The following is a 20,190-nucleotide window of genomic DNA, read 5'->3' as shown; positions in this document are numbered from 1 at the left end:
GATGGCTATAGCGAATTCGGTCAATCCGTTAGCCAGTGTTATCAACTGTGGCTTCATCATCGACGCTGTAGTCGCGCAGTTGCAGGGTACAAATCCGGGCGCAACGGCACCTGCCGGGCGGGATGGTAGCTGGCAGAACATCGAAAGCCGGTTTGGAACCACCTTTGCCTGGGGACAGAATTTCAATCAGGCGTTTGCGGCTGTACAGGCTGGCGGTCCTGGTACAACGGCGGTGGTGGGTATCCAGTATCCTTCCGGGGGCAGTCACGTAGTTATTATGACGAATTATAACGGGCAACCGGCCATCATAGAAGGTCAGGACTGGGGTGGCAATAATGGGCGGGAAGTAATCACAGGCCCCGACCGCGCCAATCAGCGGTATGGTAGTGGTAGCGAGGTTGGCGTTGCCATCATTCCGGCCCCTGCTCCAGCAACGCCTTAGCCTTAATGATCCCATGAAAACGGCCGTTCTGTACGCATTTCTGATTATCACGTGTCAATCCGTCAAAAAACACCCCACTTCGAAGATGACTCAGCAGGAAGCCCGAACCATCGCTCTGGAATATATGAAAACGCTGGATCTCGATAAGCCCGGCGAGCATTTTGTCATTATAGACTCGAAAATCATCGAAAAAAGCTACGCCTGGGTGTTTCCGATTACCACCGAAATGCACAACAAAACCGGCGACATTAAATACGCGGTGCCGGGAGTAGGACCGATTATTGTTGACCGCCAGCACCGAACCGCGCACATTGCTCCAACATCGGTTCCTATCGAAACGTATCTGAAGTATTACGAAGATCAGCTTAAGAAGCCCTGATCAATTGATTACCGTCCTCCGAATGACCTATGGCTAACGCTTATTCCCTCCACGCTCCCATTTCGAACCTGCTTCATAAACGGACTCAGCCCCGGATTACGGTAGTTGAGGCGATTCGGGAACATATCAACCTGCTGCTGGCTACCCGCCTGGGCGAGTACCGGTATGACCCCGATATGGGCTGTAGCATCTGGAATGAAGACTACGCCAATATCACCAATCCGACCCAGTGGAAAAGTGACGCCGAGCAAACCATTACGAACCTGATCCTACAGTACGAAAAACGGCTTCAGTACGCACGCGTGTATGTCGATATCGACGAACCGGCCGATCAGGACACCGACGGACGAATAATCCGGGTGCGCCGACGAATAACTATTCGGGTAACCGGTAACCTGCCGGAGACGGGTGAAACCATGCCGGAGCAAACGTTCGTCATGTATTTCAGCCCGCTGGCCAGTGAATAAATTCCACCTTAAATCAACTGAACGATGAATGCTACCAATCTAAGCGTCGCTGGTTTTGCCTATTCTCAATATGGTAATCAGGTCAAGCGGGGCGAATGCTGGGACTTAGCCGAGGAAGCCCTCAAATATGCCGGTGCTAAAACATCGAACGACATTATGGGCTCGAAGAACGTCACGGCGAATGCGGATTATCGCTGGGGCACGCCCATTCAGGTCATGGACGTTGAGCCGGGCGACATCATTCAATTTCGAAATTACACCACGAAAGTAACAAGCGATACGGGATGGCAAACGCAGAGCCGACCGCACCACACCGCCATTGTAGCCGCTGTTTACCCGGTTATTGGTGCCAAAGTAGTAGCTGTTTATGAACAAAACGTCGCCAACAACAGGACGGTACAAATCAACACGCTTTACCTAAGCTCAGGAACGGGCCTCAACTGGGGGGAGTCGGTAGCAGTCACGGGTAAGATCTGGGCGTATCGACCGATCAAGAAATAACAGAGCACTCGGCAAAACAACGTAGCCCTACCTACTTATCATGCTTGACACCCGCGATCAGATCAAAAGCCGGATGCTGCAACAGGCCGCCCGGCTGTGGGGCTATCAGGAAGCCGCCATCGACACGACTGCTTTCGACCCGCTGGTCGATTTGCTGGTGAGCGCACTGGCGACCGAATCAGAACGTGTTTACGGTGAAATTCAGGCATCACGCGGGCGCATCCTCGAACGGCTGGTCGAATTGCTGTTACCCGAAGTAGTGACAGCACCCCGACCCGCTCATAGTGTCATGGCAACGCGCCCGATTGAGCTGGTCAGCGAAGTAACGCGAACTGATCCGTTCACAACCCGCCACCCCCAAACGGGCGACGAAGTGTCGCTCTCACCCGCTGGCCGATACCCAATTGTAAACGGGCGAGTAGCCTGCCTAGCCACTGGTCATCAACTGTGGCGGGTCGATGATACGGGTAACTCTATTCCTGTAGCCCAAGCGTCACTTCACCGCCAGTTACCGGATTATACACTCTGGCTGGGCCTGGAGCTGATGCCAGGGCTACCCGAACACCTGTCATTACGCTTTTTCATTGATTGGAAAAATCTACCGCTTCCTATTTATGATTACGCGCAGCATTTATCGCAAACGCAGTGGTGGTTGAACGATCAGCCGTTAACCGTCCAACCGGGCACGGACACGGTTCTGGAATCCGGTCTGTCGCCTGCGCTGAAAACGATGGAAGGACACGCCAATCGGTATTACCGGTCAAACTTTCTGACCGTACAGGGTCGCTTCCCAGCACCAGCTCCGTACGCGAATGGATCGTTCATCCCCGCTGAGGTGACCGATGTTTTTGATGCCGCTTACTTGCAGGCATTACCTCTGCTGACCTGGATTCGCGTTGACTTCCCGACCGTATTTAGAGCCGAGATCATAGCCAAAACGGAGTGTGTCCTGAATGCCTTTCCGGTATTAAACCGACAACTAGGGCGGTCTGTCTTTCGTCTGACGGACGGTATGAATGTTTTTCCGATTCAGGCGGACCTGCCTTTGATTGAACTTACCGACGTAACCGACAGCGATGGCAACGATTATCCGGCCTACACCGAAGTAAACGCTAGTGACCCGGCAGCCCGCAGCTATGCCGTTCGGCGACAAGGGGTAGGCCGCTTCGATAGCCGCAACGCCGACGAAATGGTCCGGCAACTGATGGACTTACTCCGCGACGAAAGCGCATCTTTTGCTGCTATTGGCTACGATACGTTACGCAGCAACATCGAGGATATTCAGAAAAGTCTGTTGCGTATCCGGCAGTCTATGCCCGTATCACCCGCTGGCGAATCGGCTCCCCTGTTGCTCATCAGCAATGGACCAGACCGGGGGAATTTGTTTGTCAATTACTGGGCAACAGCCGCTGAACGAGGGAACCGCTTACCCATTGGCGCCCGAATTGAAACCTCGCTACCAGCCTTTAGGCGCGAAGGAATGGCGTTATTACGACCAACGGTAGGCGGTATGGCCCGGCTCAACCCGTCGGCCAGCTTACCCGCTTTTCGCCAGGCGCTCCTGACGCGCGGAAGAGCCTTAACCGTCGAAGATATCCGGGCGGTTTGCCGGGCAACAGCGCCTGAACTCATCGAACAAGTTGACGTGCAGAAAGGCTACGCCGTAAGCCCGAATCCGCGCCAGGGCTTGCTCCGCACCCTCGACGTACAGGTTAAACTACGAGCAACCGTCCGACTGACAGCGGAAGAACAGCAACAGCTTTCGCACGAGTTGAGCCTTGTTTTAGACGATCAATGGACGGGCTTACTTCCCTTGCGCATTGTACTAACTGACCCAACGCTTCGCTAACCGCCCATGAAGTTTTTGTACGACATACGCGCCGAGGTTTGGATCGCGAACTGCTACCAGAACGCTACTACTCCGGTAGAAGTGCAGGTACGGCCCAAAGGTACGTTTAGTCGGGCCTATAGTCCGGATGTGCTGAATCTGGAAACGCACGAAGCCGACGCGCAGCATCCGCTTACGCATGTGCTGGACCTGAGCCGCGAAGGACTGTATGATATGTTGCCCGAAACTCTTCATCATCTCCCAACCCCTCCTCTGCGAGCCGGACGGGATGAAGCACGGGCGATGCTCGACCAAAGCAAACGACTCCGGCACGAAGAAAACGAAGCACGCACGTTCTGGATGCCTTTCGAACAGGAGTCGTTTCGGCAACGGGTTCAGATCGAAGCGCAGGAAGCACAAGCATTGACCCATGCGTACGGAGCCGTTTGGGATGAGCTACAGAACTGTCTGTGGGGCAACTTACCGATACCGTTATCCGTTCGGCAGCGCGCGTGTTTGCTCGCCACCTGGACCAACGCGTATCGAATAGTGGGCGATTGGGAAGGGACGGCGTTTTACCTGAGCGAGTTTCTGCAAGTTCCTGTTCAGATTCAATACGGCGACTTCGGCAGTAGCACAGAATCAGCTTTGGCAGGTCCACAATCGGTAGCGCTGGGTGATGCCTATCTGGGGCAGGACTGGATACTCAACACTGATTACTTAGTCGATGAAGGGGGTACGGTTCGGCTTCAGATCGGTCCACTCCGCAACGATCAATTATCGGATTTTTTACCGGACGGTATTGGCCTCCGTTACGTACGCCTGCTGGCCGACTACCTTTTACCAGCCGACGCAGACTGGGAATTGGAGATCGAACCCGACGAGCAAACAAGCTTCTTCCGTTTATCCGACGGTGATATCGCCGGACGATTGGGGTTGACGACCTGGCTAAGCAATTGACCGTTCAGTCAACCGATGTTTCGAAGTAACGGATTAACGACGACTAATGCCAAAGAGTAAGACAAACCCATATTCTATGAAAACAGCCAGTATTATTCTCGTTGCGTTCTACGCCGTCATGGCGATAGGGTGCCTGATTGGCTTGATCGTGCGCCATTCGGCAGGTGCTTTATTAACAAAGAAACTACTCATGTATGCCCTTGGCACTGTTGCCATTGCGGCTGCGCTAGGTGCATCGCTTGCACGTTCTGAATCGCTGGTAACGGTATTTTACTGGATTGAGGGGTTAGCGCTTGTAGTAGGTACCATTCATGTGTTGGTATCCCGACGCTTGTTTTCGTTTTTAACCGAAGGAGGTTTCTGGTCTGAATTTTTGTTGACCACCGCAACGCTTTTTTTGATTGCAGCCGCCTTCACGGGACTGTTTCAAAGCCTACAACGTTCCGACCGGTTTTTGCCCGCGCTCGCATCGGGGTTGTTGCCGTTTCTGCTTCCGCTGCTGTTTCTCTATGCGTATCATGCCTGGTTGGCTATTCCTCCGAAAATTTATCGCAAATGGTTTTACCCGATTGATCAGGCGGTACCGCTCATCGAACTCAACGATACCGTCCGGTTGACTTTCCGCGTAGCCAAAAGTCCGGATACATTAGACCTGGCTCTGTATACCGTCAAGGCCCCGATTGATCGAACCCTGCATGATTTGTTTCATTACATGATCTACTCTCACAACGCGGAGGAAAACCCGGAAGCCCCCATTCTGTATTACGAACAAAACCACGAAGGCAGCTTACTGGGATGGGTTTTTTACAAGGAATCACTGGGCGGTTTATCGAAGCAGTTTCTGGACCCAGCCGTACCCTTGACCCGCAATGGCATAAAAGCCAATGATGTCATCATTGCCCGCAGTTTTGTGAGTACCGAATAAAGTGACTGAACGCTGATTCTATCGACGGCACGAAGTACGTCTTTCCTTTTTCTACTGAACCCAATCTATGTTACCTGAACGTTCACACTGGCCGGTTAACTGGGCCGATGGCATGAAAATAACCCGGTCGCACCTGATAGGTAACGATAACGCCTACCAGGATGCGATTCGCGATGCGGGAGGAATGCTTCTTACTCCGCTAAACTACGGCCTGCTCCCACCCGCTCCTGGCAAAGCGAGTCCACTAGCACTCAGCTGCGACGGTCATGAGATGGTGGTAAGCGATTGCCGGGCCGTCACGCCTGGTGGTGCACGGATTGAACTCGATGCGTCCCAGCCGCCGTTGCGACTTGCCCTGAGTGCCGCCCGCGACGAATGGATGCGATTGGGTCAATCGACTGGCTACGCGATAGTTGAAGTAAATCCCTTTGAGCCACAACCCTGGGGGCAACCCAATCCGGACGAAGTGCCTTTGCGTTATCCGTTTACCACGCCCGCTTATCGATTGGGAGCAGTGCCAAATTCGGCCCTGGCGAATTCAGTATCCGCAGCGTATCATTTGCCCATTGGTCGGTTGACGCTGGCGAATGGCCTTTTCACGTTGACCCCCGATTACATTCCGCCTTGCCGAATGGTGAGCGTTCTGCCCGCGATGCAGCAATTGTACCTGACTATTGGCAGTCGGATGGGCGAGATTGCCGGCTTCGCAACGACTATCCTCGTGCGGGTGCGGACCAACGCCCGTTCGGGTCAGCCAAATCTGCTGGCTACCACGATTGGCTATCTGGCCGAGGCCACCGTGCGAACGATTGCCGATAATCTCGACTCGTTTCAGCTACGTGGTCCCTACGAATCGCCGGTGTTCATCGCCGAATTCGGTATGCGGTTTGCCCGCGCTATGACACTCATGATTCGAAGCACCCCCGACCGCGAAAAAGAAGCCATGTTCAATTATTTCAAAAACTGGTGCGGGATCAGCCCGGTGCAGTTCGAGTCGGCCATGCAGGAGGTACTGGACAAAGAGTATGCTCATGCCGACTGTCAACCGGTTATAAGCGCCATTATCAATTTGTGTGACGTGGTGATTGCGCTTTATGGCAAGCTGAGTCAGCTGAATTACGTCGAGAAAGACAAAGACGAATTTTTCGTTGACCGGCAGGATAATACAACCAACAAGAACGGCAATAAATCCAGTTTCTGGGGTCGATAAGTCCTGCCCCGACGAACAGGCTAATCCGACATTTACCCGCATAGCTTCGTGACGATTATGAACGCATCCCTAATCAAATTTTTACTTGTAACGCTTGTTTTCGCCGGGGGTATTGGCGCACTGGTCTACGCGCTGAGTGGCCCAGGGCCAGCCAACGAAAAAGGTACGTCAGCCGAACAGGAAGAACACTTTCTGAGCGATATTCGAAAAGCGGACAGCTTACACATCAAGCTCAAAAAGACGGACCCGAACGAACAGGCCAGCGATTTTTCGGCCCTACGGTTTCAGCAGGAGGAAGCCATCGGTCGGATGGAAACCGGTTATAAAGCTGACACTCTTTTTCGCTCGCTTGCCCAACTGACAGGCCGCAACTATAGCAAACTACTAGGTACGGTATCGGTTCAGGCCACGGATCGGCAAAGTAAGGCCGAAACGAAAGAACAGCTAACCGATCAGGTGGCCACGCTCAAAACAGACATTCAAAGTCTGGAAACCCAATTGATGCTTAAACAATCGAGTCTGGAAAGTATGCGGGCAATCAAAGCCTCGCAACAGTAACTACCGTGCCCAAGGCAAGGCTACGATCTAACGCGGCTCATGGCCTCTATCACACCGAAGCTGACTCTATGAAACCACTTAATTATACCGAACGCAACAAACGATGGAGCCACTTCCTGGGCTTGTACGCGGCCCTGCTCGTGCTGACGACTCTGTGCTGGTGGCTGTCGCTGGCCCTGATTCCCCGGCTCACCAATGTGCAACAGAACCAGAGTGAGCGGGAGATGATGGCGTATGAAAAACAACTGATGCTAACGGATAAGATGCTGATCGACATCGAGCAGGGTGCCCCGCTTACCGAAAGCTGGAGCCGAACTTTTTATGCCAATGCCAGTGCCTTGGATCAGCAATTTCCGAAACCGCTGTTTATGGCGACAACCAATAGCTACCGGCAATTGGCGGGCGAATACGAAAACGCCAAGCGAGCGGGTGACGAATCCATTCAACTGCTCAACTCGCAAAAAATTCAACTCGAAGCGCGGAAAGCAGCCCTACTAGCGGCCCTGGCTGCTGCGGGCAATGAATTAACGAAAGTAGCCGCTGCCCCGAAGGCGGGCTCACCTCCCCCATCGGCAGCTCCCGCTGGACCCGTTATCAATCCGGGCGTATACGGACCGTTTAAACCACTGCTTATTTCGGGAACGGGCGAGTTCGGAAAAAATCAGCCTGAAATCAACGCATCGGTACAGTTTATGATCGTTCGAGACCGGCAGGTGATGATGGGCGTCTACTTTGAAACAGGAGGAGCCGATGCCGGAACGCTGGCGAAAGTAACGGAGCGAAAAGAAATCTACACGGCTCCACCGGGCTACAAGATCGCGGGATTATCGGTACCAGAGCGCACACCCTGGCGGATTAACTACATCGACAAAACAACGACGTCCGATACGTTTACCATTGCGGATGGTCTGATGACTCTGACGGTGAACGGCAACACGCCCGGCCTCGATGTTGGCGCAACGGGCGGCAGTGCGCTGTCCATTCAGTTGAAAAAACCAATCAAAGTTGAGTTAGAAAAAGAATAATCAATTAACGGTTCGGATGGCCACGTCCGGGCAATGCGGTATTCATCAGCCCGACGTGGCCGCTCGGGATTTTATTCGCTTACGACCATGAAACCAACGATTGTTTGCATACGCTTCGGACTTGCCCTATTCCTGACGGCGGGGCCAGTGATCTTATCGGTTCAAGCGCAGGATAAGCCCGTACGGAAATACGCGGGAGGCCTTACGCTGAATCGAAGTCGATCTCTGACGGTCATGACGAAGGCACCACTGGCTACGCGCAGTTTCGAAAACCTTCCCACGCAGGTGTCTTACGAGCAGTACTGCCCCAGTGTCGGGGATCAGGGAAAACAGGAAACCTCCGTAGCGTTCGCCACGGCGTACTACCTCCGCACAATTATGGAGGGGAAAGAAAAAAACATCACCCAGAAGCCGCAAATCGATCAGACACGCTTCTCGCCAACGTTTGTTTACGACAAAATCCGCGATCCCAAAGACGCAAGCTGTCAAGGCGGTGGTACACTCGAAGAAGCACTCAATGTACTCAAAACCGACGGCGTTCCTCGGTTGAAGACACTGGCGTATCCCCTTTGTAATCAAGCAATACCACCCGCTGCAACCAAGGAGGCTACCCAGTTTCGCATTGGCGATTTTCAGCAATTGTTTACCGATCAGACCGATGCGGCCCAGAAAGTGCTGGTGGTGAAGAAAGCCCTGGCGGAAGGGAATCCGGTTGTAGCCGGTATCGGCGCTCCACTCTCGTTTGAAGAAGCCCGCGCTGTTTGGGAACCAGCGCCGAACGAAAAAACAAATGACGCCCTGTATAACCAGGCCATTTGTGTGATTGGCTACGACGATAAACAATACGGCGGGGCTTTTCGGATCGTCAACAGCTGGAATACCGGCTGGGGCGAAAAAGGGTTCTGCTGGATCCCATACACGTATTTTGGAAAATTCGTTCTGAACGCCTTCCAGGTGTACGGAGCCGAAGGGGAAGCAGGCAATCGTCCGGGAACAGTTGTCCTGACAAGCGCCAATAAAGGGAATACGGGGTCAGAAATGGGTGCAGGCGACCCAATGCGACGCGGATCGGCAGAACTTAAGCTAAACAACGGAATGGCAATGGACGTAACCCGTCAGGCTTCCCGCGACCTGAAAGTTGTCTCGGACGAGTCGGCTCCCGGTGACATTCGCCCTTACCGGATGCTCAAAGCGTATGAGTCGGGTACGCGGTTCAAGTTTTATCTCAATAACTCCGAAAACGCGTACGTCTACGCGCTGACTACCCGAAAGGATGGTGAAATCGAGAAGCTATTTCCAGCGGACGAATTGACCAGCCCCCTGCTGGGACCGAACACAACGATTGCGTATCCGTCGGAGACAAGCTCGATTGTGATGGAAAAACACAAAGGCAACAAAGCCGACTACCTGCTGATTCTGTTCGCCAAGCGACCGCTGAACATGGACGGATTTATCAAAACGCTCGACCGGAAAAAAGGGCCGCTCGACAAACGGTTGGCCGATGTGCTCGGCGATCAGCTGGTAAAGCAGGAGCAGATTCGGTATCGCGACGATCAGGTTGCGTTCGAGGTAAAGCCTGGCGCAACGGGCAATGTCGTACCGCTACTTGTTGAGTTGCAATACAAATAAACAGCCCGCCTGGTCGCCAATCAGCATAATTTCCTGACCTTTTATCCGTTTTTAGCGTTCATTCTTGAACAAGTTGTTGCAGACCCGGCTTGGAGCCGGTAGTTTTGGGCTGTACTTTTGTCAACTATGAGCGATCTCTTCACTGCTGAATCGATTATTAGCTTATTAACCCTGACTTTTCTGGAAATTGTCCTAGGGATTGATAACATCATTTTCATTTCAATAGCCGCCAACAAACTGGCCCAGCAGGACCAAGCCAAAGCCCGAAACATCGGTTTGATTCTGGCAATGGCTTTCCGGCTTATTCTGTTGCTCGGCATTTCATTCGTTATTTCGCTCAGCAAACCCTTTACCCACGTCGATGCCGGATGGTTTAAGGCTGCGTTCACGGGTCAAAGCCTGATTTTGTTCGCGGGAGGTCTGTTTCTGCTTTACAAAGCCACTTCCGAAATTCACCATAAACTGGAAGGTGGCGACCACGAACAGGAAGGCGGCAGCACGAAAGGCAAAACAAGCGTTTCGAGTGTAGTGACTCAGATTGCTATCACCAACATTGTCTTCTCAATTGATTCGATTCTTACGGCCATCGGTCTGACACAGAATGTTGCTATTATGATGATTGCCGTTGTGCTTTCCATCCTGATTATGATGTTTTTTGCGGGACCAGTCGGTAAGTTCGTCAATGAACATCCAACGATTCAGATGTTGGGACTGGCGTTCCTGATCATGATTGGTTTTATGCTTGTGGCCGAAGGCGCCCACCTGTCAGAAGTTGTTATTTTCAATCAGGAAGTGGGTACTGTACCCAAGGGATATCTTTATTTCGCGATTGCGTTCTCGCTTTTGGTTGAGTTTCTGAACATCCGTCTTCGCAAGAAACAAACGCCCATTCAACTGCGTGGGTACGAAGAACAAGCGCACCGCGATGGTATGATTTAAGTTGAGTTGATAGCCAGCGGTTATCCGTGTCAAGCTGGTGTCCGCATGGCTATCGCCCGAAAACTGCATTACTTTGTCTCTTACCGAACAGCTTACCGACATTCTGAATAGCCTCGGCGGCTTTGGCCCGATGGCCTGGTTGTCTCTGGCTTTTTGCGGACTGTTAGTAGCCGAATTATTCCTAATTCGGTCAGCATCCCCTTTCAGAACACGACAGTGGCTAGCCGTTCTGAGCGTTGCCTCACTGCTGATAGCTGCTTTATGGTCGGTTGTGTCCCCCACGCGGGGATTTCTGTTCATGCATCTCCTGTTCGTCGACAATCAGGCGATCTATTTTCAGGTGATAACGGCCCTGGCTGCTATCCTTGTGCTGCTTTATGACTTGTTTACCGCATTCCCTTCTAGAGAGAAACTAGAGGGGTTCGACAACACAGTGAAGTCCCCGCAGTTGCCGTTAGAGTGGTATTCGTTGCTGATAGCGATGACGTTAGGGTTGTTTCTGATGACCGTTTCGGTTAATCTGCTCAGCATTTATTTAAGCATTGAACTGGTTTCGATCTGCTCTTATCTGCTCACTGCGCTTACTACGGACCGAAAAGCGTCGGAAGGCGGCATTAAATACCTGCTTTTTGGCGCGGTCAGCTCCGCCATTATGCTCTACGGAATGTCGTTGCTCTACGGCATGACCGGTACCCTTGATCTCACCGCCGAGTCGTTTGGCATCGAGTTGGCCCGGCAAGATGCCGCTGTTGCTTCGGTCGCCGTTTTACTAACCCTGGCTGGACTGTTTTTCAAGCTGGCCGGAGTGCCATTTCACGTCTGGACGCCCGATGCGTACGAAGCAGCACCTGTTCCTGTAGCGGCTTTCTTTTCCGTTGCCCCCAAAGCAGCAGCCGTACTGGTGCTGATGCGGCTGGTAACGGCCTTGCCCATTGACCCACCAACGACCGATGCGCTGACAGGGGCTACAACAACGTCGCTGCAAACCCCACTGGCTGTGCTGGCGCTGGCGGGTATTCTGATTGGCAACTTGTCGGCACTGCGTCAGACCGACGCCAAACGGTTGTTAGCTTATTCGACCATTGCTCACGCCGGTTTTCTGCTGGTTGGTGTAGTCGCTTTCAACAAAGCCGGTTTTGATGCCGTTCTTTTTTACGCGGGCACCTACCTTTTTATGTCGCTGGCGGCTTTTTTCCTGATTGACTTACTCGCCCGCGCAAACGGTACAGATTTAACGATCAGCCAGTTCGCGGGGTTAGGGCCGAAATACCCGCTGCTATCGATTGGTCTAACCGTGGTGATGCTTGCGCTGACGGGCTTACCACCAACCGTTGGTTTTACGGCAAAACTGCTTTCTTTTTCGGCTCTTTACGATGCCTACCAACACACGGGCGACAACTGGCTGCTGGCGCTCTTTATCCTAGGGTTGCTCAACGCCCTGATTTCACTGGTCTATTACCTGAAAATTCCTTTTCTACTTTTCTTCCGCCCAGGCGATTCGGCTACAACCGCAGAAGGGAACTTGGCAAAGCCGGCGGTTTGGCTGGCCTTAGGGTTGGTCGTACCGGTACTTGCCTTATTTCTTAAACCCGAGTGGCTGTTACAGTGGGTGACAGGTTGGTGATGCGGGTACCTATTTCCATTGCATCACATCCAGCACGTTGGGGCAGAAATCGTACTCTTCCGGTTGGTTAGAACCAATAAGCAGCAGTTGATCTGGCGTAAGCTGACGCACCTGCTCGTGGTACCAAGCCGCCCCCTGACGGTCGAGATTTGAGGTCGGTTCGTCAAGAATAACAACTGGTGCATCGGAGAAAAAAGCCAGGCCAAGTTTAACGCGCTGCTTCATACCCGACGAAAAAAACTTTATTTCCTTATGCCGGGCGTGCGAGAGCAATAATCGCTCGGCTACGGCCTCGGACGTAAGGCCCGCTTTAAACGGTTTGAACGTTTGGTGGAAAACGAGCAGTTCGTCGAGCGTTAGCTCTTCAACCAATTCGAGATAAGGAGCTGCGATAGACACCTGCCGAAACCAGCGCTCCGATTCGAGAACCGTGCCATTCAAGGTGTACGTTATCTTTCCTTCGGAGATTGGCAGGTTCCCGGTCAGCAGTTGCAGTAACGTCGATTTACCGCTGCCGTTTGGCCCTACGAACGTGTAGCTAGTCCCGGCAGTTAACGTTAGATCGACCCGGCGAAAAATCCACTCTTTCCGGTACTTTTTCCCTAACTGCTCGGCTTTGATTGTCAGCATAGAAAATTACAATCGTCATTGTCTGCGTCCCCACAGACCATTCGCCTGCTGATAAAACCAAATGGCCTGTGGGGACACAGGCCATTATTTTTTGATACTTGAACCGGACAAAGCCTACCTAGATGTATGACTACTCCCGCTCACTGCTGCTTGATGGGCCTTTCATGATACCCCGTTCTGAACTGCGAATAAAGTTCACAATTTCATCACGTTCATCCGACGGAGTCAGCTCAAGTTCGATCTGCGTCAACGCTTCGGCATTATTTAATCCGCGCAGGTAAATGTACCGGTAGATCTCCTGAATCTGATTGATCTTGTCATTTTCAAATCCACGACGACGAAGCCCAATTGAGTTGATACCCGTATAGGATAGCGGCTCACGGGCTGCTTTCGTAAACGGCGGCACGTCTTTCCGGACCAGCGATCCACCCGAAACCATAGCGTGAGCGCCGATTTTTACCCACTGATGCACCGAACTTGAACCACCGACAATCGCCCAATCGCCCATGTGGACATGCCCCGCCATCTGTACGTTATTGATAATCAGGCAGTGGTTACCGATCCGGCAGTCATGCGCTACGTGGGCATAAGCCATCACCAGGCAGTTAGCGCCAATTTCGGTTTTCCAATGCTCTTCCGTACCCCGGCTGATCGTTGCGTACTCCCGAATGGTCGTGTTGTCGCCGATGAATGTTCGGGTGTATTCGTTATTAAACTTTAAGTCCTGCGGAGTTGCCGAAATAACAGCGCCGGGGTAAATTTTACAGTTGCGACCGATGCGAGCCCCTTCGTTAATAACTGCGTGTGAGCCAATCCACGTTCCTTCAGCAATTTCAACGTCCTTGTGAATAATGGCAAACGGTTCAATCACCACGTTCTGCGCAATCTTCGCTTCGGGGTGAATATAGGCTAATGGTTGAATCATTTTATTTGCTTTCAGCTTGTTGGTTCATAGTCCATTCGTATCAGGTTTAACCGCCCTATCTGAGCCGAATACAAACCGATACGCACGAGCAGACAACCTTAACTGTAACCTATTTTTTCTTTACCAGACTGGCGATCATATCGGCCTCACAAACCAGATTGTCGTTGACGTAGCCACGGCCCTGCATTTTTACGATTCCCCGCTTCATTGGTGACGTAAACTCACATCTAAAGATTACGGTGTCACCGGGTAAAACGTTGCGCCGGAAGCGGCAATTCTCGATTCCGATCAGGTAAGGCCAATAATTTTCGGGATCGGGCACCGTACTAAGTACCAGAATACCCCCCGTTTGGGCCATCGCTTCAAGCTGCATGACGCCGGGCATCACCGGATTGCCGGGAAAATGGCCTGGGAAAAACGGCTCATTCATTGTCACATTCTTGATACCGACCACACTATTTTCGTCCAGCGCAATGATCTTGTCGATCATCTGGAACGGATAGCGGTGCGGCAGCAACTGCGAGATATGATTAATATCCATCACAGGCGGCTGCTTCGGATCGTACTGAGGAACCTGATTAGCCGCGTTTTTCTGGATAAGCTTTTTTATCTTTTTAGCAAAAGCAACGTTGGCCGCGTGGCCCGGACGAGCCGCCAGAATCTGCGCTTTGATGGGTCGACCAATAAGCGCCAGATCACCAACAACGTCCAGCAGTTTATGGCGCGCCATCTCATTGGGATGGTGCAGTTCCAGGTTATTTAGAATCCCTTCTCTCTTGTTGACGCTTACCTTCGGCTTGTTCAACAGATCGGCCAGATAGTCTAGCTCCCCGTCGTTCACGTCGCGGTCGACAATAACAATCGCATTGGTTAGGTCGCCCCCTTTAATCAGGTTTTGCTTATACAACGCTTCCAGCTCATGCAGAAAAACAAACGTCCGTGAACTGGCGATTTGCTCCGGAAACTGGCTGATATCGTTCAGATAAGCGTGCTGACTACTGATTACCCGCGAGTTGTAATCAACCATAACCGTCAGGCGGTAATCGTTGAGCGGGAGCGCAGCCAGTTCAATATCTTTTTCGGAATTTCGGTAATGAACGTACTCGTTTACTTCGAAATAATTACGAGTAGCGTTCTGTTCTTCAATACCAGCTTCCCGAATTGCGTTGATAAACTGAATCGACGAACCGTCCATGATCGGAGGCTCGGGACCATCCAACTGAATCAGCACGTTATCCAACTGTAAACCAACCAGTGCTGCCAGTGTATGCTCGACCGTATGAATCCGCGCCCCACTCTGTTCAATGGTTGTGCCGCGTGAAAGATCGACGACATTATCAACATCCGCATCTACGATCGGCTGGCCGGGTAGGTCAACGCGTTGAAATTTATAACCATGATTGGTTGGAGCGGGCAGGAATGTCATCGTAGCCGAAACGCCCGTGTGTAAGCCTACACCCGATACCGAAACGGCCTTCTGAATCGTCTGTTGTTTGGTATTCATTCGTTCTCAGTTTTCAGTAGAATGGTTTCGGTTTTCGGTCATTGACGTATCAAGAAACCATAAACTGTAAACTATTTTTCTGTTTTCTTTTCCAACTCGTTCAATCGTCGGTCCAAATCCGGCAACCGCCGGAATACAGCCAGTGAACGCATACTTTCTTTTAACCCAAAAGCGGGTGAACTATTGATAGCGGTACCTTCTTCCGTCACATTCTTTCCGACACCGGACTGGGCGCCGACTTTCGTGCCGTTGGCGATGTTGAGATGCCCGGCAAAGCCTACCTGACCGGCAATCGTACAATTATCGCCAATTTTAGTAGAGCCCGAAATACCCGTTTGCGCGGCAATCACCGTGTTTTTACCAATCTCGACGTTATGACCGATCTGAATCAGGTTGTCGAGTTTAGCCCCCTGCCGAATAACGGTCGATCCCATCGTAGCACAGTCGATAGTAGTGTTTGAACCGACGTTTACAAAGTCTTCCAGGATGACATTGCCGAGCTGCGGGATCGTTTTATAGGTTCCATCGGACTGAGGAGCAAACCCAAATCCTTCGCTACCAATCACAGCATTTGGATGGATGACACACGACTGACCAACAATACAATTGTCCAGAATACGGACTCCGGTGTGAATTATTGTGTTGTCGCCAATGCGGACGTTATCGCCGATGTAGGCATGCGGATAAATCTTCACGTTATTCCCGATGCGACAGTTGCGGCCTATGTACGAAAAAGCGCCCCGGTAGGTTTGCTCGCCTAGTTGCGTTCCATCGCCCAGAAAAGCGGGTTGTTCTACACCAGCGCGTGCATAGCTCCGTAGCTTGTGGTATTCTTCCAGCAAGCGGGTAAAGGCCGTGTACGAATTTTCGACAAAAATAAGCGCAGCTTCTACCGGCTTCCGGGGTTGAAATGACCGATCAACAATCACCGCCGTAGCCTGTGTTGTGTAGAGATGCGGTTCATATTTAAGGTTCGACAAAAACGAAATATCACCCGGTCGGCCTTCCTCTATTTTAGCTAATTTACGAATCGCCAGTGTTTCATTTCCGGCTACCTCACCTCCCAGTAACGTGGCAATCTGCTTGACTGTAAACTCCATATGCGTATGACAACCATCGCAAAACAATCGCTTGTACCGATTATTTTGGCCGCTAAGGTAGGCAACAAATTGCACTTTTTGGATAAAATCGCCGGAAATAGTGTTGCACGGTTGAGTAATTGGCAGATTACGTAAATTGATAATACGATCAGAAGCGGGAATGATCCATCGGCTTGTCCTGGGCTTACTTATTTACTTGCCCAGTTGGCTAGTTGCAGTCCTTTTGACCAGCATACATAATATCGACGTACGATATTGGTCAGCACTCGAACATTCGACAAATCCGATGCATCAGCAATGTCGATTACCTTGCCGCTTTTAAGTTTTATATTGATCCGATCACCCGAAGGTAAGTAAGCCGCATTCGTTGCCTGTCCTTCTACCAGAAAATACGATAGTTCTTCATCGGGCAAACCCTGCTGCCGTAACTGAGCGGTCAATTCGTTGACTAGTTCATTGGCAAACGGCTCCGTAGAAAGTATGATTTTGAAGAGTCGCCGGTCCAGGAGCATGCGGCAAAGCGCCGATAAGACCGGGTCGTTGTGCAAGGCCCATTCCTTGATACATCCCCAGACATCGTAATCGTCCAGTTGGGTAAACGCGTCCAGATAGATCGGATTCGCCAAAAAAGCATCCAGCGAAACGCTTTCCCGCAAAAACAGCATGAACGTATACGGAGCAAACACCGGCTCTCCCTGCCGAATCAGAAACCGCGCTCGTCGTAGAATTTGCACCAGCATTGATTCGCAACAGATCGACGTTTTGTGCAAATAGACCTGCCAGTACATCAACCGCCGGGCGTTCAGAAAATTTTCGACGCTTAGAATTCCTTTAGCCTCGACAACCAGCTGGTCGTCTACCAGGTCGAGCATCTTGATGATTCGTTCGGCGCCAATAGCCCCCTCGGCCACACCGGTATAATAGCCATCGCGGTTGAGGTAATCCATCCGATCCATGTCCAGCTGGCTTGATATCAACTGATGAAAGAATGGTCGCTCGTAGGTTCCTTCAAACATACTGATCGCCAAGCTAAGCCGGCCGTCAAACTGCCGATTCAACTCATGCATGAGCCATAATGAAATCTTCTCGTGATGAACGTTATCGAGCAAACAGCATTCCAAAACGTGGGAAAACGGCCCGTGACCAATATCGTGAAGGAGAATGGCTATCTGCGCAGCCTCGCACTCGTCGTCGGACAGATAGTGTCCCTTGCCCCGAAGCGTATGTGTCGCCTGCCCCATCAGGTGCATAGCGCCCAAGGCATGATGAAAACGCGTATGTAGAGCCCCCGGATAAACGTATTCTGACAAGCCCAGTTGCTTAATGCGCCGTAATCGCTGAAAGTACGGGTGCTCAACCAGATCGAATAGTAAATCGCTCGGAATCGTAATGAATCCGTATACCGGATCGTTGAGAATTTTTTTCTTATTTGCCACTGACATTCAACAAAAATAGGCCCATAGGGTTAAAGGAATGTCATCTTTTTTTACGCATAATTAGGTGTTCGCTTCAATTATGTCGAAAAAAGCGTAAATTTGCACTGCTGAAACCAAGCTATTGGACAGCAATGGGCTTGTAACTCAGTTGGTTAGAGTGCCTGACTCATAATCAGTAAGTCCCTGGTTCGAGTCCAGGCTGGCCCACATTGAAAATCAAGCACTTAGCCCAAAACTAAGTGCTTTTTTCATTTTATTAACGCCCATAAACTCGCCCACATCGCCCCATTTGACGGATCGGGCTGTTGCCTAAGGCTAATCGATGTGGATGAATTATGTAGGCTCAGCACCAAACTAACTTTTTTGTTAATCCTTTCCTGCGAAGGAACTGCCGGTATGCCTTGCTATGTAGTTAGGTAAGTATGAGAAAACGAATAAAGAGGCACTATCGAATTGCCCGATACGTGTTTTATCGGGAGACAATCTTAGAACCTATCGATCACCTTTGGACCTTTGTCGGTACGTTTATCGCCATCGCTTCGATTGGTTTATTGCAGCAAGCCGGTTTCACGCAGCAGGATAGCATCTTTCTAATCGGATCTTTCGGAGCCTCCTGTGTGCTATTGTTTGGCGCAACGAACAGTCCTTTGGCACAGCCCCGAAACCTGATTGGCGGTCACCTGCTGGCTTCGTTGATTGGCGTAGCAATTCATAAGCTGATTCCGGATCAGGTATGGTTAGCATCGGCCCTGGCGGTCTCGCTGTCGATTGTTTGTATGCAGATAACAAAGACGATGCATCCCCCGGCGGGCGCCACCGCCCTGATTGCCAACATTGGGTCGGAAAAGATTAAAAACCTGGGTTTCGGCTACACCCTAACGCCCGTGATGACCGGAGTCGCCATTCTGTTTGTAACTGCTCTAATCATCAACAACATACCTTCCGGACGCTCCTACGGAGTCAGGTCTTTGGCGCGGTTGAAGATAGCCGTAAAGCGAAGAAAAGGGTTGAACTCGCTATCATCGGATAAAACCTGAATACGGCATCAAAGCCCCCAATACGAAACCTTTGGCTGATTATTTTGTCGTGAAGATTGATGGCGGGACGTTGGCAGTGAATCCTTACCTATGATGCACGCAAGCGGTTACTAAAATCGACTAAGGACTTGGCTATAATTGAGCCTTACTTAGCCAGAAACCGACACTAATGCCCAAAGTGCGATTGTACGATTTATTTATTGCGCTTCCTAAATCGACTAGGCCATAATTATAGTTTACCCCAATCAGCAGACGGTTTATCTCTACTCCGGCTGCTGCACTGGCCCCGTAATCAAATCGCCTGTAACTGTTCGTTCCGGGCTCCCCTGACCCGAAGTTAACATCTCGCTCGGCTATGGGTTGGAACGAAGAAGCGATCTTACCGCCCAGACCCAGTCCTACATACGGTCCTACCCCCCCATAGAATCGGCACGATTGACCTAAGTTCTTTTTAAACAGCGCTAAAACCGGCAGTTCAGTATAAACCAGTTTAATCGACGTATTGATATCACTAATCGTGGAGCCGGTATTGCCATCAATAAGTTTGGCTTTGATTTTACTTCCCTTCGCGCTGACCAATAAAGCGGACTGAATAGAGAATGAACTGGCTACTGGAATATCCAGTACCACCCCTCCCTGAAAATCAATGCGTGGCTTGACCGAAACGCCCGGCTCAATATCGGGGATGTTAATCGTTGACGAATTGACCCCCGCCTTAATACCAAGCTGGACTTGTGCCTGCGTCCAAAGACTGTTCATAAGCATGAATAGGCACAAAGTAGTTTTAAAAAGCTTTTTCATGTTTTGATCGGTTGAAGGTTAATCAGACCAATAGGATACCTATTCATAATCAGCATTTTATACCATGATGAATGGCTAGCCTGGTGTTCAGATACGTTGAAAAGGGGGTGACTACGATGCATCTACTTACTGGAAATGGCTTTACTAAAAGAACGCACGAATATGAATCGTGCGAAGCCACTGACAACCTCTCCGTTTAGATTACTCTGATCCTGAAAACTCATCCATGTATGCTTTTGGTAACAACGATTACCATTCGTTCAACATGCG

At 51.1% G+C, this 20,190-nt stretch carries 20 protein-coding genes and 1 tRNA gene; 15 read left to right on the top strand and 6 right to left on the bottom strand.

Annotated elements, in window-relative coordinates; all coding sequences use genetic code 11:
- The first annotated feature begins 1 nt into the window (after nt 1).
- The 13 genes from M0L20_RS15175 to M0L20_RS15115 all read left to right on the top strand — a co-directional run bounded on the left by M0L20_RS15175 (nt 2) and on the right by M0L20_RS15115 (nt 12,487).
- The gene (locus tag M0L20_RS15175) at nt 2–442 is read left to right on the top strand and encodes a toxin glutamine deamidase domain-containing protein (protein ID WP_232562807.1); all 441 of its coding nucleotides are present in this window, start codon (nt 2–4) and stop codon (nt 440–442) included.
- 13 nt (nt 443–455) lie between these two features.
- Nucleotides 456–821: a YrhB domain-containing protein gene (locus M0L20_RS15170; protein ID WP_248477788.1), complete on the top strand. Its 366-nt coding sequence runs from the start codon at nt 456–458 to the stop codon at nt 819–821.
- A 29-nt stretch (nt 822–850) separates the two neighbouring features.
- Nucleotides 851–1,288, top strand: coding sequence for a GPW/gp25 family protein (locus tag M0L20_RS15165; RefSeq protein ID WP_232561762.1), 438 nt, complete (start codon nt 851–853; stop codon nt 1,286–1,288).
- A 24-nt stretch (nt 1,289–1,312) separates the two neighbouring features.
- On the top strand, nt 1,313–1,789 hold the full coding sequence (locus M0L20_RS15160; RefSeq protein WP_248477787.1) for a hypothetical protein: 477 nt from the start codon (nt 1,313–1,315) through the stop codon (nt 1,787–1,789).
- Nucleotides 1,790–1,829: 40 nt separating this feature from the next.
- Nucleotides 1,830–3,638, top strand: a complete 1,809-nt coding sequence (locus M0L20_RS15155) for a hypothetical protein (protein ID WP_248477786.1) — start codon at nt 1,830–1,832, stop codon at nt 3,636–3,638.
- A gap of 6 nt (nt 3,639–3,644) precedes the next feature.
- A complete protein-coding gene (locus M0L20_RS15150; RefSeq protein WP_248477785.1) occupies nt 3,645–4,577 on the top strand; it encodes a type VI secretion system baseplate subunit TssG in 933 nt (310 codons plus the stop codon).
- Between the two features lie 76 nt (nt 4,578–4,653).
- A complete protein-coding gene (locus M0L20_RS15145; protein WP_248477784.1) occupies nt 4,654–5,502 on the top strand; it encodes a TssN family type VI secretion system protein in 849 nt (282 codons plus the stop codon).
- Between the two features lie 67 nt (nt 5,503–5,569).
- On the top strand, nt 5,570–6,712 hold the full coding sequence (locus M0L20_RS15140) for a hypothetical protein (RefSeq protein WP_248477783.1): 1,143 nt from the start codon (nt 5,570–5,572) through the stop codon (nt 6,710–6,712).
- A 57-nt stretch (nt 6,713–6,769) separates the two neighbouring features.
- Nucleotides 6,770–7,270 carry a hypothetical protein gene (locus M0L20_RS15135; protein ID WP_248477782.1) on the top strand — a complete coding sequence of 167 codons (501 nt, stop codon included), beginning with the start codon at nt 6,770–6,772 and terminating at the stop codon, nt 7,268–7,270.
- A gap of 68 nt (nt 7,271–7,338) precedes the next feature.
- Nucleotides 7,339–8,295, top strand: a complete 957-nt coding sequence (locus M0L20_RS15130) for a hypothetical protein (RefSeq protein WP_248477779.1) — start codon at nt 7,339–7,341, stop codon at nt 8,293–8,295.
- 87 nt (nt 8,296–8,382) lie between these two features.
- A complete protein-coding gene (locus tag M0L20_RS15125) occupies nt 8,383–9,924 on the top strand; it encodes a C1 family peptidase (RefSeq protein WP_248477778.1) in 1,542 nt (513 codons plus the stop codon).
- 126 nt (nt 9,925–10,050) lie between these two features.
- Nucleotides 10,051–10,863 carry a TerC family protein gene (locus tag M0L20_RS15120; protein WP_232561753.1) on the top strand — a complete coding sequence of 271 codons (813 nt, stop codon included), beginning with the start codon at nt 10,051–10,053 and terminating at the stop codon, nt 10,861–10,863.
- A gap of 73 nt (nt 10,864–10,936) precedes the next feature.
- Nucleotides 10,937–12,487, top strand: coding sequence for an NADH-quinone oxidoreductase subunit N (locus M0L20_RS15115; protein WP_248477777.1), 1,551 nt, complete (start codon nt 10,937–10,939; stop codon nt 12,485–12,487).
- A 9-nt stretch (nt 12,488–12,496) separates the two neighbouring features.
- Here M0L20_RS15115 and M0L20_RS15110 read toward each other — a convergent pair whose 3' ends face one another.
- The 5 genes from M0L20_RS15110 to M0L20_RS15090 form a co-directional block, all read right to left on the bottom strand.
- A complete protein-coding gene (locus M0L20_RS15110) occupies nt 12,497–13,117 on the bottom strand; it encodes an ABC transporter ATP-binding protein (protein WP_232561751.1) in 621 nt (206 codons plus the stop codon).
- A 130-nt stretch (nt 13,118–13,247) separates the two neighbouring features.
- Nucleotides 13,248–14,042 (bottom strand): acyl-ACP--UDP-N-acetylglucosamine O-acyltransferase, encoded by a 795-nt coding sequence (gene lpxA, locus M0L20_RS15105; RefSeq protein WP_232561750.1) that lies wholly within the window; start codon nt 14,040–14,042, stop codon nt 13,248–13,250.
- A gap of 109 nt (nt 14,043–14,151) precedes the next feature.
- Nucleotides 14,152–15,546 carry a bifunctional UDP-3-O-[3-hydroxymyristoyl] N-acetylglucosamine deacetylase/3-hydroxyacyl-ACP dehydratase gene (locus M0L20_RS15100; protein WP_232561749.1) on the bottom strand — a complete coding sequence of 465 codons (1,395 nt, stop codon included), beginning with the start codon at nt 15,544–15,546 and terminating at the stop codon, nt 14,152–14,154.
- Between the two features lie 71 nt (nt 15,547–15,617).
- Nucleotides 15,618–16,646 carry a UDP-3-O-(3-hydroxymyristoyl)glucosamine N-acyltransferase gene (lpxD, locus tag M0L20_RS15095; RefSeq protein WP_232561748.1) on the bottom strand — a complete coding sequence of 343 codons (1,029 nt, stop codon included), beginning with the start codon at nt 16,644–16,646 and terminating at the stop codon, nt 15,618–15,620.
- Between the two features lie 188 nt (nt 16,647–16,834).
- Entirely contained in the window at nt 16,835–18,088 is a 1,254-nt protein-coding gene (locus tag M0L20_RS15090) for an HD domain-containing protein (protein WP_248477776.1), read from the bottom strand.
- Between the two features lie 127 nt (nt 18,089–18,215).
- On the opposite strand from M0L20_RS15090, the gene M0L20_RS15085 reads away from it, so the two are divergent.
- Nucleotides 18,216–18,289 (top strand) — tRNA-Ile (locus M0L20_RS15085).
- A gap of 215 nt (nt 18,290–18,504) precedes the next feature.
- Entirely contained in the window at nt 18,505–19,119 is a 615-nt protein-coding gene (locus M0L20_RS15080; protein ID WP_248477775.1) for an HPP family protein, read from the top strand.
- A 132-nt stretch (nt 19,120–19,251) separates the two neighbouring features.
- Here the strand turns inward: M0L20_RS15080 and M0L20_RS15075 are convergent, their stop codons facing one another.
- Nucleotides 19,252–19,920, bottom strand: a complete 669-nt coding sequence (locus M0L20_RS15075; RefSeq protein ID WP_232561745.1) for a porin family protein — start codon at nt 19,918–19,920, stop codon at nt 19,252–19,254.
- Between the last annotated feature and the right edge of the window lie 270 nt (nt 19,921–20,190).

The organism is Spirosoma liriopis (genome assembly GCF_023196085.1).
GTDB lineage: Bacteria > Bacteroidota > Bacteroidia > Cytophagales > Spirosomataceae > Spirosoma > Spirosoma oryzicola.
This window is presented reverse-complemented; position numbering and strand designations above follow the sequence as displayed.

What these genes read in the sequence shown, in the direction of transcription:
- M0L20_RS15175 (WP_232562807.1), top strand. Translation starts at nt 2, where the DNA reads ATGGCTATAGCGAATTCGGTCAATCCGTTAGCCAGTGTTATCAACTGT.
- M0L20_RS15170 (WP_248477788.1), top strand. Translation starts at nt 456, where the DNA reads ATGAAAACGGCCGTTCTGTACGCATTTCTGATTATCACGTGTCAATCC.
- M0L20_RS15140 (WP_248477783.1), top strand. Translation starts at nt 5,570, where the DNA reads ATGTTACCTGAACGTTCACACTGGCCGGTTAACTGGGCCGATGGCATG.
- M0L20_RS15120 (WP_232561753.1), top strand. Translation starts at nt 10,051, where the DNA reads ATGAGCGATCTCTTCACTGCTGAATCGATTATTAGCTTATTAACCCTG.
- M0L20_RS15135 (WP_248477782.1), top strand. Translation starts at nt 6,770, where the DNA reads ATGAACGCATCCCTAATCAAATTTTTACTTGTAACGCTTGTTTTCGCC.
- M0L20_RS15100 (WP_232561749.1), bottom strand. Translation starts at nt 15,546, where the DNA reads ATGAATACCAAACAACAGACGATTCAGAAGGCCGTTTCGGTATCGGGT.
- M0L20_RS15145 (WP_248477784.1), top strand. Translation starts at nt 4,654, where the DNA reads ATGAAAACAGCCAGTATTATTCTCGTTGCGTTCTACGCCGTCATGGCG.
- M0L20_RS15150 (WP_248477785.1), top strand. Translation starts at nt 3,645, where the DNA reads ATGAAGTTTTTGTACGACATACGCGCCGAGGTTTGGATCGCGAACTGC.
- lpxD (WP_232561748.1), bottom strand. Translation starts at nt 16,646, where the DNA reads ATGGAGTTTACAGTCAAGCAGATTGCCACGTTACTGGGAGGTGAGGTA.
- M0L20_RS15075 (WP_232561745.1), bottom strand. Translation starts at nt 19,920, where the DNA reads ATGAAAAAGCTTTTTAAAACTACTTTGTGCCTATTCATGCTTATGAAC.
- M0L20_RS15155 (WP_248477786.1), top strand. Translation starts at nt 1,830, where the DNA reads ATGCTTGACACCCGCGATCAGATCAAAAGCCGGATGCTGCAACAGGCC.
- M0L20_RS15160 (WP_248477787.1), top strand. Translation starts at nt 1,313, where the DNA reads ATGAATGCTACCAATCTAAGCGTCGCTGGTTTTGCCTATTCTCAATAT.
- M0L20_RS15165 (WP_232561762.1), top strand. Translation starts at nt 851, where the DNA reads ATGGCTAACGCTTATTCCCTCCACGCTCCCATTTCGAACCTGCTTCAT.
- M0L20_RS15130 (WP_248477779.1), top strand. Translation starts at nt 7,339, where the DNA reads ATGAAACCACTTAATTATACCGAACGCAACAAACGATGGAGCCACTTC.
- lpxA (WP_232561750.1), bottom strand. Translation starts at nt 14,042, where the DNA reads ATGATTCAACCATTAGCCTATATTCACCCCGAAGCGAAGATTGCGCAG.
- M0L20_RS15110 (WP_232561751.1), bottom strand. Translation starts at nt 13,117, where the DNA reads ATGCTGACAATCAAAGCCGAGCAGTTAGGGAAAAAGTACCGGAAAGAG.
- M0L20_RS15080 (WP_248477775.1), top strand. Translation starts at nt 18,505, where the DNA reads ATGAGAAAACGAATAAAGAGGCACTATCGAATTGCCCGATACGTGTTT.
- M0L20_RS15125 (WP_248477778.1), top strand. Translation starts at nt 8,383, where the DNA reads ATGAAACCAACGATTGTTTGCATACGCTTCGGACTTGCCCTATTCCTG.
- M0L20_RS15090 (WP_248477776.1), bottom strand. Translation starts at nt 18,088, where the DNA reads ATGTCAGTGGCAAATAAGAAAAAAATTCTCAACGATCCGGTATACGGA.